Below are 16410 nucleotides of genomic sequence, written 5' to 3' on the forward strand. Positions count from 1 at the left end.
GGGCCTTTGGGTCGCTTCGCCCTGTCAACTTCCCCCATGCGGAAGGTACGCTGCTGGTCGCGGCCCGGAAAACGAGGCCCGGGCCGTGGACCGGGAGTACGCACGGGGATTGCCTCACGTTCACCCCTGGGCGTTACGATCGCTGCCAGCACGGTCGTTCGGACACTTGTCCGACCGGTCGGACAGCACCCCACCCACCCGCCTCGGTGAGAAGGTAAAGACTTATGTTCGGAAGGCTCGGAGCCCCCGAGATCATTCTCATCCTCGTCGTCATCATCCTGCTGTTCGGCGCGAAGAAGCTTCCGGACATGGCCCGCTCCCTCGGCAAGTCCGCGCGCATCCTGAAGAGCGAGGCCAAGGCGATGAAGGACGACAACAAGTCCTCCGCCCCGGCCGATCCGCCGCACACCGACGACCAGCAGCCCCCGGCTCAGCGCATCATCCAGGCCGCCCCCGGCGACGTGTCCAGCTCCCGCCCGGTCAACGAGCCGACGGACACGACCAAGCGCTGACGCAGGACCGGTGATCCCCCGGCCTGCCGCACGAGATGGGAACGTGGGTTGCTGAAGCCTGCCCGCAACAAGGAGAAGGATCCCGAGGGGCGGATGCCCCTCGCGGAGCACCTTCGTGAGCTCCGCAACCGGCTCACGAAGGCACTGCTGGCCATCGTCGCCGTCACGGTCGTCGCCGCCTTCTTCTACAACGACATCATCAACTTCTTCACCGAGCCGATCCTCGAGTCGGTCGGTTGCCCGCAGTCCTTCGAGGAACTGGCCCGCGCGTCCGCGGAGAACGCCAGGAACACCGAGCCGTGCGCCCAGATCACGATCAACGGTCTGCTCGCGCCGTTCACGCTGGCCCTGAAGGTCTCCCTCATGGCCGGCATCGTGCTGGCCTCGCCGGTCTGGCTGTACCAGCTGTGGGCCTTCGTGGCCCCCGGTCTGCACCGGCACGAGAAGAAGTACGCCTACGCGTTCGTCGCCACCGGCTTCCCGCTCTTCCTCGGCGGCGCCTTCTTCGCCTACAAGGTGCTGCCCACGACCGCGAACGTGCTGATCGAGTTCACGCCGTTCGGTGTCGACAACCTGCTGCCGCTGGACGACCTGCTCGACCTCGTCACCCGCATGGTGATCGTCTTCGGCCTCTCCTTCGAGCTGCCGCTGCTGCTGGTCATGCTCAACTTCACCGGCGCCATCTCGGGCAGGCGGATGCTCGGCTGGTGGCGGGCGATGATCATGGGCATCACGGTGTTCGCGGCGATCGCCACGCCCAGCACCGACCCGCTGACCATGATGGCGCTGGCCGGACCGATCTGGATCCTGTACTTCGCCGCGGTGATCGTCTCTCTCGTCAACGACCGGCGCCGACGTCGCCGTGAGGCCCTGGGTCCCGCCGACGACGAGGCCTCCGAGCTGGACCTCACGCCCGAGGACATCGGCGAGGTGGAGACCGTCAGCGCGAGCCGCGCCCTGCCCGAGCAGTCGAGCAAGGACCGGGTCAACGGATACGACGACGTGACCTGAGGCAACGGTTATCGCGGCGTGATCCGAAGATCGCCAAGCACCTCGTAGGGTCACTGGCGTGACCAGCGAGATCACCCTCTTCGTCAACCCCACCGCGGGCCGCGGCCGGGGCGCCCACGTGGCGCAGCCGGCCGCTTCCGCTTTCCGGGCGGCCGGATTCTCGGTGCGTACGGTCATCGGGCAGGACCCCGGTGACGCACTGGCACGCGCGCGTGCCGCCGTCGCGGACGGCACCGGAGCACTCGTCGCCGTCGGCGGCGACGGCATCGCCCATCTCGCCCTCCAGGCCGTCGCCGGCACCGACACCCCGCTCGGCCTGGTCGCCGTAGGCACCGGCAACGACTTCGCCCGCGCCCTCGGCCTGCCCGTGCGCGACCCGGCCGCCGCGGCCCGGTTGATCGCCGAGGGGCTGAAGGACGACGGGGTGCGGGACATCGACCTCGGCCGGGTGGGCGAGCGCTGGTTCGGCACCGTCCTCGCCTCCGGCTTCGACTCACGCGTCAACGACCGCGGCAACCGGATGCGCTGGCCGGTCGGCCGCTTCAAGTACGACCTCGCGATGATCGCCGAACTGGCCGCGTTCCGCCCGTTCCCCTACCGGCTCACCCTCGACGACGGCGAGGTCCGGGAGATCGAGGCGACCCTCGTGGCCGTCGGCAATGGATCGTCGTACGGCGGCGGCATGCGCATCTGCCCGGGCGCCGATCTCACCGACGGGCTGTTCGACATCACGGTCGTCGGCGACTGCAGTCGCAGAACCCTCCTGCGGGTGTTTCCGACGGTCTACCGGGGCGGACACGTGGACCATCCCAAGGTCACCGTGCATCGGGCGGCGCGGGTCGAGATCGCGGCCGACGGCATCACCGGGTACGCCGACGGGGAGCCACTCGGGCCGCTGCCGGTGAGCGTGCGGTGCGTGCCCGGGGCGGTGCGGGTCGTGGGCCGCTGAGCTGCGGGTATCGCCGGATTCACAGCAGCGGATCCGGATAATGATCGTCCTGTTGTCAGTGCGGACCGGTACGCTCGAAAGCACGATGACTGAGGACCTCTCACCGGCCGAGCGGTACGTGGCGGCGCGTCAGCGCGCCGCCGAGCAGGCCACCGCGCTCGCGTCCTTCCGCGAGATGTACGACTTCGGCCTCGACCCCTTCCAGATCGAGGCCTGCGAGGCACTTGAGGCGGGCAAGGGCGTGCTGGTGGCCGCTCCCACCGGCTCGGGCAAGACGATCGTGGGCGAGTTCGCCGTCCACCTCGCCCTGCAGCAGGGCAGGAAGTGCTTCTACACGACACCCATCAAGGCGCTGTCGAACCAGAAGTACAACGACCTGTGCCGCCGCTACGGCACCGAGAAGGTCGGCCTGCTCACCGGCGACAACAGCGTCAACTCCGACGCCCCCGTGGTCGTGATGACCACGGAGGTGCTGCGGAACATGCTGTACGCGGGCTCGCAGACCCTGCTCGGCCTCGGCTATGTGGTCATGGACGAGGTGCACTACCTCTCCGACCGCTTCCGCGGCGCCGTGTGGGAGGAAGTGATCATCCACCTGCCCGAGTCGGTGACCCTGGTGTCACTGTCCGCGACCGTGTCCAACGCCGAGGAGTTCGGCGACTGGCTAGACACCGTCCGCGGCGACACCGAGGTGATCGTCGCCGAGCACCGGCCCGTGCCGCTGTTCCAGCATGTGCTCGCCGGGCGCCGGATGTACGACCTGTTCGAGGAGGGCGAGGGCCACAAGAAGGCCGTCAACCCCGACCTCATGCGCATGGCCCGCATGGAGGCCACCCGCCCGTCGCTCCAAGACCGCAGGCGCGGCCGCGCGATGCGCGAGGCCGACCGGGAGCGGGAGCGGCGGCAGCGGTCGCGGGTGTGGACGCCCAGCCGGCCCGAGGTCATAGAGCGGCTGGACGCGGAAGGCCTGCTGCCCGCGATCACGTTCATCTTCAGCCGCGCCGCCTGCGAGGCCGCCGTCCAGCAGTGCCTGTACGCCGGGCTGCGGCTGAACGACGAGGAGGCCCGGGAGCGGGTCCGCATGCTCGTGGAGGAGCGCACGGCCTCGATCCCGGCCGAGGACCTGCACGTGCTCGGGTACTACGAGTGGCTGGAGGGCCTGGAGCGCGGCATCGCCGCCCACCACGCGGGCATGCTGCCGACCTTCAAGGAAGTCGTCGAGGAACTGTTCGTCCGAGGCCTGGTGAAGGCGGTCTTCGCCACCGAGACGCTGGCCCTGGGCATCAACATGCCCGCCCGGTCGGTGGTGTTGGAGAAGCTCGTCAAGTGGAACGGCGAGCAGCACGCCGACATCACCCCGGGCGAGTACACGCAGCTGACGGGGCGTGCGGGGCGGCGCGGCATCGACATCGAGGGCCACGCCGTGGTGCTGTGGCAGCGGGGGATGAACCCCGAGCACCTGGCGGGACTGGCCGGGACACGGACGTATCCGCTGCGGTCCAGCTTCAAGCCGTCGTACAACATGGCGGTCAACCTGGTCGAGCAGTTCGGGCGGCATCGCTCGCGGGAGCTGCTGGAGACGTCGTTCGCGCAGTTCCAGGCCGACAAGTCGGTCGTGGGGATCTCGCGTCAGGTGCAGCGCAACGAGGAAGGGCTCGCCGGTTACAAGGAGTCCATGACCTGCCACCTCGGGGACTTCGAGGAGTATGCGCGGCTGCGGCGCGAACTGAAGGACCGCGAGACCGAGTTGGCCCGGCAGGGTGCGGCGGAGCGGCGGGCCGAGGCCGCTGTCGCGCTGGAGCGGCTGCGGCCGGGTGACGTCATTCATGTGCCGAGCGGGAAGTACGCCGGGCTGGCGCTGGTGCTCGATCCGGGGCTGCCGGCCGGGCGGTCCAACGGCCACCGGGGGTTCGAGCAGCACGACGGGCCGCGGCCGTTGGTGCTGACCGCGGAGCGGCAGGTCAAGCGGCTGGCGTCGATCGACTTCCCGGTGCCGGTCGAGGCGCTGGAGCGGATGCGGATCCCGAAGTCCTTCAACCCGCGCTCGCCGCAGTCCCGGCGGGACCTGGCGTCGGCGCTGCGCAACAAGGCCGGGCACATCGCGCCGGATCGGCAGCGCAAGCGGCGGTCGCAGGCCGCGGACGACCGGGAGATCGCACGGCTGCGGGCGGCGCTGCGGGCGCATCCGTGTCATGGGTGCAACGACCGCGAGGATCACGCCCGTTGGGCCGAGCGGTACCACCGGCTGCAGCGGGACACCTCGCAGCTGGAGCGGCGGATCGAGGGGCGGACGAACACCATCGCCCGTACCTTCGACCGGATCGTCGCGCTGCTGACCGAGATGGACTATCTGCGCGACGACGAGGTCACCGAGCACGGCAAGCGGCTGGCGCGGCTGTACGGCGAGCTGGATCTGCTCGCCAGCGAGTGTCTGCGCGAGGGCGTGTGGGAGGGGCTGTCTCCGGCGGAACTCGCCGCGTGTGTCTCGGCGTTGGTGTTCGAGGCGCGGGTCGGTGACGACGCGCTGGCGCCGAAGTTGCCCTCCGGCAAGGCGAAGGCCGCGCTCGGTGAGATGGTGCGGATCTGGGGGCGGCTGGACGCGCTGGAGGAGGAGTTCCGGATCACGCAGACCGAGGGGGTCGGGCAGCGGGAGCCGGATCTCGGGTTCGCCTGGGCCGCGTACATGTGGGCCTCGGGCAAGGGGCTCGACGAGGTGCTGCGCGAGGCGGAGATGCCGGCGGGGGACTTTGTGCGGTGGTGCAAGCAGGTCATTGATGTGCTGGGGCAGATCAGTGCGGCTGCGCCTGTGGGGTCGACGGTTGTGAAGAACGCCCGGAAGGCTGTTGAGGGGTTGCTGCGGGGGGTTGTCGCCTACTCGTCGGTGGGGTGACAGTTGTTCGGCGGGTGCGGGGTTCGTTGTGGCTGGTCGCGCCCACGCGGCGGAGCCGCATATTGACACTGCCCCGCGCCCCTGAGGGGCGTCACCTAACCGTCTATTTCACTCATCACGGTGAGTTGTTTTCGTATGCCCGTACGCCGTCACGCACCGTGTGCGAATGTGATCTCAGCGTGTAAATGGGGTCGAGCGTACTCCTGTTGCGGGTGCTGTTTCAGGCGGTTGCTGAATATGACACGGCGATGATCCGGTCGGACTAAGCTCGCCCGCAGCGCACCGAGTTGCGGTGTATTCGTGCGCCTGTTCCCAAAAATCCTGATGATCCCAACAGTCCCATGACGCAGAGGGCCCACATGGTGAGTGTTCAATCCCCACCCGCACGCCGTGAACTTCCCTACGCGCGCGTGCTGTTGCTCCCCGCGATACTGATGGCCGCGGCTACCGGAGCGGCCGTCGCCCTGGTGACGCCCTCGGCCCGGGTCGCGGTCGGCCTCTGCGGCGCCGTCGCCACGCTGCTGGTGATCGCCACCGCGGCCGAGGCGGTACGCCGCGGCCGTGCGCTGCGGGACGCGCAGGCCGAGCACGCCCGTCACAGCGCGTATCTGGAGCGGCGTATCGCCGACCACCACGAGGACTGGGTCCGCTTCGGCGAGGAGATCGTGCCCACCGCGCTGCGACGGATGGCCGGCGGTGTGACCGCCGTCGAGGTGATCCGTCAGCTGAGCCTGGTCGATCCCGCCTTCCGGGACATGCCCGACCCACAGCGCCAGCTGCTGAAGAAGCTGATGCGCATCGTGGACCACGAGGAAACCCTGCGCGACTCCGCGGCCCGTTCCTTCGTCACCATCGCCCGGCGCGTCCAGGCGATCGTCCACCAACAGGCCAACGAGCTGCGGGAGATGGAGGAGGACCACGGCCGCAACCCCGAGGTCTTCGACGACCTGCTGCGCATCGACCACGGCAACGCGCTGATCGGCCGCCTCGCCGACTCCATCTCCGTCCTCGGCGGCGGCCGCCCCGGCCGCCAGTGGCCCCTGCCGGTGTCCCTGTACAGCACGCTGCGCGGCGCCATGTCGCGGATCCTGGAATACCGGCGCATCAAGCTGGACAACATCGCCCGCATCAGCGTCAAGGGCATCTACGTCGAGCCGGTCATCCACGCCTGCGCCGAGCTCTTCGACAACGCCACCCGCTACTCGCCGCCGAGCACCAAGGTGCACGTGACCGCGGTCCAGGTGCAGACCGGCGTCGCCATCGAGATCGAGGACGCCGGCGTCAGCTTCAGCGAGGAGGCCCGCGCCCGGATCGAGGGCATGCTGGAGCGCGCCAAGGCCGGCGTCGACCTCCAGGACCTCGGTGACGCCCCGCGCCTCGGCCTCGCCGTCGTGGGCCGCCTGTGCCGGGCGTACAACATGCAGGTCGCGCTGCGCTCCTCGGCGTACGGCGGGGTCCGGGCCGTGGTCATCGTGCCGAGCAACATGCTGACCGACGAGCCCGGCGTCGGACTCGCCCACGGCATCGGCGCCACCTCCGTGCCCACCGTCTCGCCCGACGCGCTGGAGGGCCCCAAGCGGCCCCCGAAGCGGCGCCGCCCGACCAGCCCGAAGGTCCCGGCCACGGTCTCCATGGAGGACGACGTCCCGGTCGTCACCGAGTGGACCGCCAACGGCCTGCCGCAGCGCCGCAGCCGGGTGAAGACCCCGCTCAGCCAGCGGATCCGCGAGCAGTACGCCGCCGAACGCGCCGAAAAGGAAGCCGCCGAACGCGAAGGGCGCGAACCCCGGTCCGTCTGGGGCGCCCCCGAACCCAAGCCCGAGAACAAGGACCAGCCCCCGCCCGGAATGTGGGTCGAGGCCTTCATGGAGGGGCTCAAACGACCGAAGCCGACCTCGTCCACCCAGCCGACCAACGAGCCGGCCCGTGCCCAGGCCGACGACGAGAGGGACCCCAACTGATGGCGTACCGAGCGAACTTCGACTGGATGCTCCAGGACCTCGCCAAGGGCGTACCCGGCATCCAGATGATCGTGGTGCTCTCCGCCGACGGACTGCGCATCGCCCGCCACGGCGGCGACCCGGACACCGCCGACCGGGTCGCCGCGGCCTGCGCCGGACTGCAGAGCCTGGCGAGCGCCGTGGCCGACGAGATCCCGACCAGCGACGGTCAGATGCGCATGATCCTCATCGAGGTCAACGGCGGCTACTTCTACCTGATGGCCGCCGGGCCCAACGCCTACCTCGCGGTGCTGTCCAACATCGTCGCCGAACCGGGCCTGATGAGCGCCCAGATGCGCGACCTCGTCGACCGGATCGGTCCCCACCTGACCAGTCCGCCGAGGCGCAACGGGAAGGCCGTATGACTCCTCCGCAACGCAAGCGGCGCTCCCCCAGGGAGGAGCCCTCCCCCCAGCCGCAGCCGGCCCCCCAGGAGGGCGGCGCGGGCAACGACGCCACGGACGGCACGCAGGGCAAGGACGGCAAACCCTCCAACCCCGAGCGCCTGTTCGTGATCGGTGAGGTGGACGGCGATCGCGCGGAACTCGACCTGGTCACGTTAATCGTGGCGCGCGCCGAGCCGAAGCCGTCCACCAGTCCGGAACAGGCGGCGGTGCTCCGGCTGTGCGCCGCCCCGCTGTCCGTGGCCGAGTTGTCGGCCTACCTCAGTCTGCCGTTCAGCGTGATCACTGTCCTGCTCACCGAGATGCTGACGGCCGAACTCGTGCAGGCACGCGCCCCAGTCGTCCGCCAGGCGCTCCCTGACCGTTCCATCCTCGAAGCGGTGATGCATGGACTTCAAAAGCTCTGACACCGTCCCGGGCCCACGCACCGAGGACCATCTGCCGCACACGGCACAGGCCGCGGTGAAGATCGTCATCGTGGGCGGCTTCGGGGTCGGCAAGACCACCATGGTCGGCTCGGTCAGCGAGATCAAACCGCTGACCACCGAGGAGACCATGACGCAGGCCGGCGTCGGTGTCGACGACGACTACGGCTCCGACTCCAAGACGGCCACCACCGTGGCCATGGACTTCGGCCGCATCAGCATCACCGACCAGCTCGTGCTGTACCTCTTCGGCACGCCCGGCCAGGAACGCTTCTGGTTCCTGTGGAACGGGCTGTTCGAGGGCGCGCTGGGCGCGGTGGTCCTGGTCGACACCCGGCGGCTGGAGGTCAGCTTCGACGTCATGGGCCGGCTGGAGGAGTGCGGCGTGCCCTTCGTGGTCGCCGTCAACACCTTTCCGGACGGCCCTCGTTACCCGATCCCGGAGCTGCGCACGGCGCTCGACCTGTCCGAGGAGATCCCGATCCTGGAGTGCGACGCCCGCCGCCGCGCCTCCAGCAAGGAGGTCCTGATGACGCTGATGCGTTTCCTGCACTCCCTCGCCATGACGGGCCAGCTCACCTGACCCGGCCGCACCGCCGCAGCCCCACTCCCCAGACAACGGTTCCCCCACAGTTTCCGAAAGCGACTCGCTGTGACGCCTGAATCCCACTCCGCGACCGGCACGGACGACCTCTCCGTCAGCCCGCCCCCCGGCTGCCCCGCCCACAACAACCTCGGCCCCGGCGGACTGCACCGGCTCTACGGCCCCGAGGCACAGGACCTGGGCGCCCTGTACGAGAAACTCCGCACCGAGCACGGGGCCGTGGCGCCCGTGCTGCTCCACGACGACGTACCGATGTGGGTGGTCCTCGGCCACGCCGAGAACCTGCACATGGTCCGCTCGCCCTCGCAGTTCACCCGCGACAGCCGGATCTGGCGGCCCCTGCTGGAGGGCATGGTCAAACCCGACCACCCCCTCATGCCGCACATCGCCTGGCAGCCCATCTGCTCGCACGCCGAGGGCGACGAGCACCTCAGGCTGCGCGGCGCGGTCACCGGCGCCCTGACCACCATCGACTTCCGCGGCCTGCGCCGGCACATCACCCGCTACACCCAGATCCTGGTCAACCGGTTCTGCGAGGCGGGTGAGGCCGACCTCGTCAGCCAGTACGCCGACCACCTGCCGATGGCCGTGATGTGCGAGATCCTCGGCATGCCCGACGAGTACGGCGACCGGATCGTGCACGCCGCCCGCGACATGCTCAAGGGCACCGAGACCGCGATCGCCAGCAACCAGTACATCGTGGACGCCCTCGGACGGCTCGCCGCCAAGCGCCGTGCCCATCCCGAGGAGGACTTCACCAGCCACCTCGTCACCCACCCGGCCGGCCTCACCGACGACGAGGTCCGCGAACACCTGCGGGTGGTGCTCATCGCCGCCTACGAGGCCACCGCCAACCTCCTCGCCAACGTGCTGCGCACCGTGCTCACCGACCCGCGCTTCCGTGCCCAGCTCAACGGCGGCCAGATGACCGTGCCCGAGGCGGTCGAGCAGTCCCTGTGGGACGAGCCGCCGTTCAGCGCGGTCTTCGCCTACTTCGCCAAGCAGGAGACGGAGCTGGGCGGCCAGCGGATCCACAAGGGCGACGGGCTGCTGTTCGCCCCCGCGCCGGGCAACGTCGATCCGCGGGTACGGCCCGACCTGACCGCCAACATGCAGGGCAACCGCTCCCACCTCGCCTTCGGTGGCGGCCCGCACGAGTGCCCCGGTCAGGACATCGGCCGTGCCATCGCGGACATCGGTGTGGACGCGCTGCTGATGCGGCTGCCGGACGTCGAACTCGACTGCGACGAGGAGGACCTGAACTGGTCCGAGTCGATCTCCTCACGCCACCTGGTCGAACTGCCGGTGCGGTTCGATCCCAAGCCGCCGCAGGACGTGATGGAGAAGCCCGGCCTGCAGACGGTGCCCCGCCAGCGCAGCACCTGGCAGGTCAGCACCCCGGCACCCGAGTCGGCGCCCCTGCCCGAGGCCTCCCCGGAGCAGGCGGCCACCGCCACCGCGGCGCCCCAGCAGCCCGCGCCCGCCGCGGAACCGGCCATCACCCGCAGGCTGGGCGTCTGGAAGCGGTTCCTGCGCTGGTGGCGGGGTTACTGACCGGCCCACTCCGGGTCCCCGGACCAGGCCGTCAGCGTCCGCCCGCTGCGGAAGACATGCGCCCGCCCCGTGACCGGATCGGTGAACTCCAGCTCCCGCGCCAGCAGTTGCAGCGGGCGCCGGAAGTCACCGGCCGGCACGGGGTCGGTCACCACCGGATACAGCGGATCGCCGAGGATCGGCACGCCCAGCGCGTTCATGTGCACGCGCAGCTGATGCGTCTGCCCGGTGCCGGGCACCAGCCGGTACCGGGCCAGAGCCGCGCGGTGCTCGATCAGCTCGATGCGGCTCACCGCGTTCGGCTCGCCCTCGACCTCGCGGGCGGTCAGTGTGCCGCGCTCCTTCACGATCCGGCTGCGCACGGTCCGGGGCAGGGCCAGCGTCGGGTCGTACGGCGCCACCGCCTCGTACACCTTGCGCACCCGCCGGTCCCGGAACAGCGTCTGGTACGTGCCCCGCTCCTCGGGCCGCACCGTGAACAGCACCAGCCCGGCGGTGAGCCGGTCCAGCCGGTGCGCGGCGGTCAGCGTCGGGATCCCCAGCTCGCGGCGGAGCCGGGCAAGCGCGGTCTCGGCGACATGGCCGCCGCGCGGAGTGGTGGCGAGGAAGTGCGGCTTGTCGACGACGACGATGTGCTCGTCGCGGTGCACGACCCGCAGCGGGAACGGCACGGGCACCTCGTCGGGCAGCTCCCGGTGGAACCACACGAACATCCCCGGCACATACGCCGCGTCCGGCGCGACCGCCGTCCCGTCGGCCCCGACGATCAGCCCCGCCTCGAACATTCCGTCGACGACCCCGGCGCCGGCCCCCGTCAGCCGCTGCACCAGGTGCTCCCGCACGGTCGCCCATGCCCCCTCGAAGGGCAGCCGCACCCGCACCGGGTCCACGCCGTCGCGCTGCGGCAGCGGGGAGGGTGGAATCCGGGTCTTGCGTCTCATCACGCCGAACGATCTCGGTGAACGACCCGCGTACGCCTACGCGGCCGTCGCCCCGGTCTCCTGCTCCGCCTCGATCCGGGCGTTCCACTCCCGCTTGGCGGCCTGCCAGCCGTCCTCGTTGTGGCCGAGGCGCCAGTAGCCGGAGATGGACAGGTCCTCGCGGGGGATCTGGCGCTCCATGCGCAGCAGCCCGCGCAGCTCCTTCACGAACGCCGCCTCGCCGTGCACGAACGCGTGCACCCGGCCCTCGGGGAACTCCAGCGCCCGGACCGCCTCGACCAGCGCCTCACCGATGGGACGGTCGCCGCGGTGCAGCCAGACGACCTCCGCGTCGGAGTCGATCTTCTGCTCTTCCTGGGGCCCGGCGATCTCCACGAAGGCCCGGACCTCGGCGCCGTCGGGGAGTGACTCCAGGGCGGCCGCGATCGCGGGCAGCGCGCTCTCGTCACCGGCGAGCAGATGCCAGTCGGCGCTCGCGTCGGGGGCGTAGGCGCCGCCGGGGCCCATGAAGCGCAGGGTGTCGCCGGGCCGGGCGCGCATCGCCCAGGGGCCGGCCAGGCCCTCGTCGCCGTGGAGGACGAAGTCCAGCGTCAGCTCGCGCAGTTCGGGGTCCCAGGCGCGCACGGTGTAGGTCCGGGTGACCGGCCACTGCTCGCGGGGGAGCTCCTCGCGGATCCGCTGCAGGTCGAAGGGCTCCGGATAGGTCACGCCCTCGGCCGGGGGGAACAGCAGCTTCACATAGTGGTCGGTGCACGTACCCGCCGCGAACTCGGCGAGGCCGTCGCCGCCGAGCACCACGCGCTGCATGTGGGGGGTCAGCCGCTCGGTGCGGACGACCTGGGCGGAGTGAGCCCTGCGCGGCTGGCGGGCCGGACGTTCTGCCATGACGGCCTCCCTGATCCCGAATAACTTAGGCTTACCTAAGCTAGCACTTCCGTCCCGCCGATGCCGCTCAGCTGCTCAAGTGGGTCTCTTCGGTGTTCAAGTGTATGAGTCCGCATCGCCCGTTTTTGTCACGATTCGAGAGTGGTGCGCAGCCGCTGCAGCGCGCCGCCGAGCCCCCAGCGCCCCGACAGCGCCTCCAGGGCCGCCGGGTCGCGCGGCGTGCGCGGCAGGACCGTGTCGACGTCCGGCAGCGGCACATCGGACGCCACCCGCACGACCGTCGGCGCCACCGCCAGGTAGGGCCGCGCCTCGTCCAGCCGCTTGCGCTGGGCCGGCGTCAGCTTCGACGTGCGGTCGTCGACCGCGGCCAGGATCCCGGCCAGGTCGCCGAACTCGGCGAGCAGCTTCGCGGCCGTCTTCTCGCCGATGCCCGGCACGCCCGGCAGACCGTCGCTGGGGTCGCCGCGCAGCAGGGCCAGATCCGCGTACCCACCGCCGTCGACGCCGTACTTCTCGCGCAGCCACGCCTCGTCCGTGAGTTGCAGGGTGCCCACGCCCTTCAGCGGGTACAGCACCCGCACGCCGCGTGCGTCGTCCACCAGTTGGTACAGGTCCCGGTCGCCGGTCACGATGTCGACCGGGCCCGTGGCCCGCGCGGTGAACGTGCCGATCACGTCGTCCGCCTCGTACCCCTCGACCCCCACGCGTGCGATGCCCAGCGCGTCGAGGACCGCCTCGATGACCGGCACCTGCGGTGACAGCGTGTCCGGCACCTCCTCCACGTCCGGCCCGAGCTCGTGCTCCTCGGCGACCCGGTGCGCCTTGTACGACGGGATCAGCTCGACCCGCCACTTCGGGCGCCAGTCGGCGTCCATGCATGCCACCAGGTGCTCGGGGTGGTGGTCCCTGACCAGCCGGTCGATGAAGTCGAGCAGTCCGCGCACGGCGTTCACCGGCGTGCCGTCCGGCGCCCTCACGGAGTCCGGGACGCCGAAGTAGGCGCGGAAGTAGAGCGAGGCGGTGTCGAGGAGCATCAGTCGTCCGGTCACGTCCCGCATCATGCCGTACCCCACCGACAGTCACCCGGTCACGGACGGGGCGTGGCAGTCGTGAACGTGCTGTGAAGCGGATCACGTCGCGTTTGCCCTGAACGCGTCTGGGCAGGCGCCGCCTCGGAGCGATGCCGGTTGCAAATTCAACTGTTTGCGGCCCTTCGTCTCCTTCCTTGCCGTCGAGACGAGAGGTACGCGTGTCAGCCAGGCTTGAGGCCCAGCATCTCTACAAGGTGTTCGGCAGACGACCGGACGAGGCAGTGGACAGGCTCCGCGCCGGAGCCGACCGGGAGGAGTTGCGGGCCGACGGCACGACCGCCGCCGTGATCGACGCCTCCTTCACCGTGGAACCGGGCGAGATCTTCGTCGTCATGGGCCTGTCGGGTTCCGGCAAGTCCACACTGCTGCGCATGCTCAACGGGCTGCTGGAGCCCACCGCCGGAACGGTCAGTTTCGACGGCCAGGACCTGACCGCGCTCTCCGACCGCGAGCTGCGAGAGGTCCGCGCCAAGAAGATCAGCATGGTCTTCCAGCACTTCGCGCTGTTCCCGCACCGCAGCGTGCTGGAGAACGCCGCCTACGGCCTGGCCGTGCAGGGCGTGCCCCGCGCCGAGCGCGAACGCCGCGCCGGCGAGGCGCTGGCCCTGTGCGGACTGGACGGCTGGGCGAAGTCCTGGCCCGACGAACTGTCCGGCGGCATGCAGCAGCGCGTCGGCCTGGCCCGTGCGCTCGCCACCGACGCCGACCTGCTGCTGATGGACGAGTCCTTCAGCGCGCTGGACCCGCTGATCCGCCGCGACATGCAGGACCAGCTGCTTCAGCTTCAGCGCACACTGAAGAAGACCATCGTCTTCATCACCCACGACCTGAACGAGGCCATGCGCCTCGGCGACCGGATCGCCGTCATGCGCGACGGCCGGATCGTGCAGACCGGCAGCGCCGAGGACATCCTGCTGCGCCCCGCCACCGACTACGTGGCCTCCTTCATCCAGGACGTCGACCGCTCCCGCGTGCTGACCGCGGGCGCGCTCATGGACACGTCGGTCACGGCCGACGCCCCCCTCTGCGCCTGCGAGACCGCGACCAGCGAGACGCCGTTCGTGGAACTGTGCGCGATCAGCGCCCGCCTGTCGCACCGCGTCTCGGTCGTGGACCGGGCGAACCGGGTCATCGGCGTCATACCGCGGCAGCGGCTGGTCGGCTTCCTCGGCGACGAGACGGCCGACCCCGCGCCCTGCGACAACCCGGACGGGAAGGCGACCACCCATGCCTAGGCTTCATCTCGGCGACTGGGTCGACTCCGGCGTCGACTGGCTCGTCAACCACCTCTCCTGGCTCTTCGACGCGGTCAAGGCCGTCGTCGAGGGCATGTACAACGGCATCAACGACGTCCTCACCGCCCCCGAGCCGCTGCTCCTGGCCGGCATCCTCGCGGTGCTCGCCTGGTGGCTGCGCGGCCTGCTGGGCGGCGTCCTCGCCTTCGCCGGCTTCGCCCTCATCGACTCGCTCGACCTGTGGGACCGGGCCATGTCGACCCTGTCCCTGGTGATCGTCGCGACCGTGATCGCCTTGGTGATCTCCGTCCCGCTGGGCATCTGGGCGGCCCGCTCCAAGACCGTCAGCGCGGTCGTCCGGCCCGTGCTGGACCTGCTCCAGACCATGCCGTCGATGGTCCTGCTGATCCCGGCGATCCTGTTCTTCGGCATGGGCGTGCCGGCCGGTGTCATCGCCACCCTGATCTTCGCGCTCGCGCCCGGCGTCCGGATGACCGAGCTGGGCATCCGTCAGGTCGACGCCGAACTCGTCGAGGCCGCCGAGGCGTTCGGCACCACGCCCCGCGACACCCTGTTGCGCGTGCAGCTGCCGCTCGCCCTGCCGACCATCATGGCGGGCGTCAACCAGGTCATCATGCTCGGCCTGTCGATGGTCGTCATCGCCGGCATGGTCGGCACCGGCGGTCTCGGCGGCGCCGTCAACGAGGCGATCGGCCAGCTCGACATCGGCCTCGGCTTCGAGGCGGGCCTCGGCATCGTCGTCCTCGCCATCTACCTGGACCGGATCACCGGCGCGCTCGGCGAGCAGATCTCCCCCCTCGGCCGCCGCGCCGCCGCCCGGGCCCGCGCCGCGGGCGACCGCCGGGCGTGGAACCACCGCCCCCGCCCGGCCGTCGCGGTCGTCGGCGCGGTCGTCCTCGCCCTGGTCGCCGGCGGCATGGGCGTCTTCGGCACCTCCACCGGCACCGCCGAGGCCTCCGCCACGGACGTCGGCAAGGGCAAGGAGATCAAGCTCGGCTACATTCCCTGGGACGAGGGCATCGCCTCCACGTACCTGTGGAAGGAGATCCTGGAGCAGCGCGGCTTCGACGTCACCACCACGCAGTACGCCGCCGGCCCGCTCTACACCGGCCTCGCCACCGGCCAGATCGACTTCCAGACCGACTCCTGGCTGCCGACCACGCACGCCGAGTACTGGAAGAAGTACGGCAAGCAGCTCGACGACCTCGGCTCGTGGTACGGCCCCACCTCCCTGGAGCTGACCGTCCCGTCGTACATGAAGGACGTGAACTCCCTGGAGGACCTGAAGAACCACGCCTCCGACCTCGACGGCAAGATCGTCGGGATCGAGCCGAGCGCCGGAATGATGGGCCTGCTCAAGGACAAGGTGCTCAAGGAGTACGGGCTGGAGAACTCCTACGACGTCGTGGACGGCTCCACGCCCGCGATGCTCGCCGAGCTGAAGCGGGCGTACGCCAAGAAGCAGCCGATCGTCGTCACGCTCTGGTCGCCGCACTGGGCGTACAGCGAGTACGACCTGAAGAAGCTCAAGGACCCCAAGGGCGCCTGGGGCAAGGGCGACGGCGTGCACACGCTCGCCCGCAAGGGCTTCGCCGAGGACAACCCCGAGGTGGGTGAGTGGCTGCGGAACTTCTCCATGACGGAGGCGCAGCTGACCGGTCTGGAGGCGCAGATCCAGAAGTCCGGCAAGGGCAAGGAGCAGGACGCCGTGCGCACCTGGCTCAAGCAGAACCCCGGCCTGGTCGACGAGTGGGCCCCGGTGGGCGAGGGGCAGAGCCAGGCGGCCGGGTGACCTGACGGGCCCGGTCGCCGGTGCGAGGGGTGGGCAGCGACGTACACGCACGCGCGTGTGCGGCCGGGCCCACCCCTCGTGGCATTGCGGCCACCC

General features: G+C 70.4%; 14 protein-coding genes. 11 read left to right on the forward strand and 3 right to left on the reverse strand.

All coding sequences use genetic code 11. The features are described from left to right. Window positions 1-224: 224 nt before the first annotated feature. The 9 genes from tatA (at window position 225) to SSP24_RS10640 (ending at window position 10349) form a co-directional block, all read left to right on the forward strand. The gene (gene tatA, locus SSP24_RS10600; RefSeq protein ID WP_141309253.1) at window positions 225-512 is read left to right on the forward strand and encodes a Sec-independent protein translocase subunit TatA; all 288 of its coding nucleotides are present in this window, start codon (window positions 225-227) and stop codon (window positions 510-512) included. Window positions 513-560: 48 nt separating this feature from the next. Then, window positions 561-1523: a twin-arginine translocase subunit TatC gene (gene tatC, locus SSP24_RS10605; protein WP_141309254.1), complete on the forward strand. Its 963-nt coding sequence runs from the start codon at window positions 561-563 to the stop codon at window positions 1521-1523. Between the two features lie 58 nt (window positions 1524-1581). Continuing rightward, window positions 1582-2472, forward strand: a complete 891-nt coding sequence (locus SSP24_RS10610; protein WP_141309255.1) for a diacylglycerol kinase — start codon at window positions 1582-1584, stop codon at window positions 2470-2472. 40 nt (window positions 2473-2512) lie between these two features. Further along, on the forward strand, window positions 2513-5362 hold the full coding sequence (locus SSP24_RS10615; RefSeq protein ID WP_141309256.1) for a DEAD/DEAH box helicase: 2850 nt from the start codon (window positions 2513-2515) through the stop codon (window positions 5360-5362). A gap of 359 nt (window positions 5363-5721) precedes the next feature. After that, window positions 5722-7323, forward strand: a complete 1602-nt coding sequence (locus SSP24_RS10620; protein ID WP_141309257.1) for a sensor histidine kinase — start codon at window positions 5722-5724, stop codon at window positions 7321-7323. Beyond that, window positions 7320-7727 (forward strand): roadblock/LC7 domain-containing protein, encoded by a 408-nt coding sequence (locus SSP24_RS10625; protein ID WP_141309447.1) that lies wholly within the window; start codon window positions 7320-7322, stop codon window positions 7725-7727. The genes SSP24_RS10620 and SSP24_RS10625 overlap by 4 nt, the downstream gene beginning before the upstream one ends. Then, a complete protein-coding gene (locus SSP24_RS10630) occupies window positions 7724-8173 on the forward strand; it encodes a DUF742 domain-containing protein (RefSeq protein WP_141309258.1) in 450 nt (149 codons plus the stop codon). Before SSP24_RS10625 ends, SSP24_RS10630 begins: the two co-directional genes overlap by 4 nt. Beyond that, window positions 8154-8774: a GTP-binding protein gene (locus SSP24_RS10635; RefSeq protein ID WP_141309259.1), complete on the forward strand. Its 621-nt coding sequence runs from the start codon at window positions 8154-8156 to the stop codon at window positions 8772-8774. The genes SSP24_RS10630 and SSP24_RS10635 overlap by 20 nt, the downstream gene beginning before the upstream one ends. A gap of 69 nt (window positions 8775-8843) precedes the next feature. Beyond that, window positions 8844-10349, forward strand: coding sequence for a cytochrome P450 (locus tag SSP24_RS10640; protein WP_141309260.1), 1506 nt, complete (start codon window positions 8844-8846; stop codon window positions 10347-10349). Here the strand turns inward: SSP24_RS10640 and SSP24_RS10645 are convergent. The 3 genes from SSP24_RS10645 to SSP24_RS10655 all read right to left on the reverse strand — a co-directional run bounded on the left by SSP24_RS10645 (window position 10343) and on the right by SSP24_RS10655 (window position 13233). Then, complete coding sequence (locus SSP24_RS10645) at window positions 10343-11290, reverse strand: RluA family pseudouridine synthase (RefSeq protein ID WP_141309261.1); 948 nt, start codon at window positions 11288-11290, stop codon at window positions 10343-10345. The two genes, SSP24_RS10640 and SSP24_RS10645, sit on opposite strands and share 7 nt — an antisense overlap. Window positions 11291-11326: 36 nt before the next feature. After that, window positions 11327-12175, reverse strand: coding sequence for a siderophore-interacting protein (locus SSP24_RS10650; RefSeq protein WP_141309262.1), 849 nt, complete (start codon window positions 12173-12175; stop codon window positions 11327-11329). A 128-nt stretch (window positions 12176-12303) separates the two neighbouring features. Further along, window positions 12304-13233 carry a 5'-3' exonuclease gene (locus tag SSP24_RS10655; RefSeq protein WP_229864953.1) on the reverse strand — a complete coding sequence of 310 codons (930 nt, stop codon included), beginning with the start codon at window positions 13231-13233 and terminating at the stop codon, window positions 12304-12306. A 191-nt stretch (window positions 13234-13424) separates the two neighbouring features. On the opposite strand from SSP24_RS10655, the gene SSP24_RS10660 reads away from it, so the two are divergent. Together SSP24_RS10660 and SSP24_RS10665 are read left to right on the forward strand one after the other, a co-directional pair. After that, the gene (locus SSP24_RS10660; protein WP_174864635.1) at window positions 13425-14501 is read left to right on the forward strand and encodes a quaternary amine ABC transporter ATP-binding protein; all 1077 of its coding nucleotides are present in this window, start codon (window positions 13425-13427) and stop codon (window positions 14499-14501) included. Then, the gene (locus SSP24_RS10665) at window positions 14494-16314 is read left to right on the forward strand and encodes an ABC transporter permease/substrate binding protein (RefSeq protein WP_141309265.1); all 1821 of its coding nucleotides are present in this window, start codon (window positions 14494-14496) and stop codon (window positions 16312-16314) included. The genes SSP24_RS10660 and SSP24_RS10665 overlap by 8 nt, the downstream gene beginning before the upstream one ends. The last annotated feature ends 96 nt before the right edge of the window (window positions 16315-16410 follow it).

The sequence above is a fragment of the Streptomyces spinoverrucosus genome (genome assembly GCF_006539505.1).
GTDB lineage: Bacteria > Actinomycetota > Actinomycetes > Streptomycetales > Streptomycetaceae > Streptomyces > Streptomyces spinoverrucosus.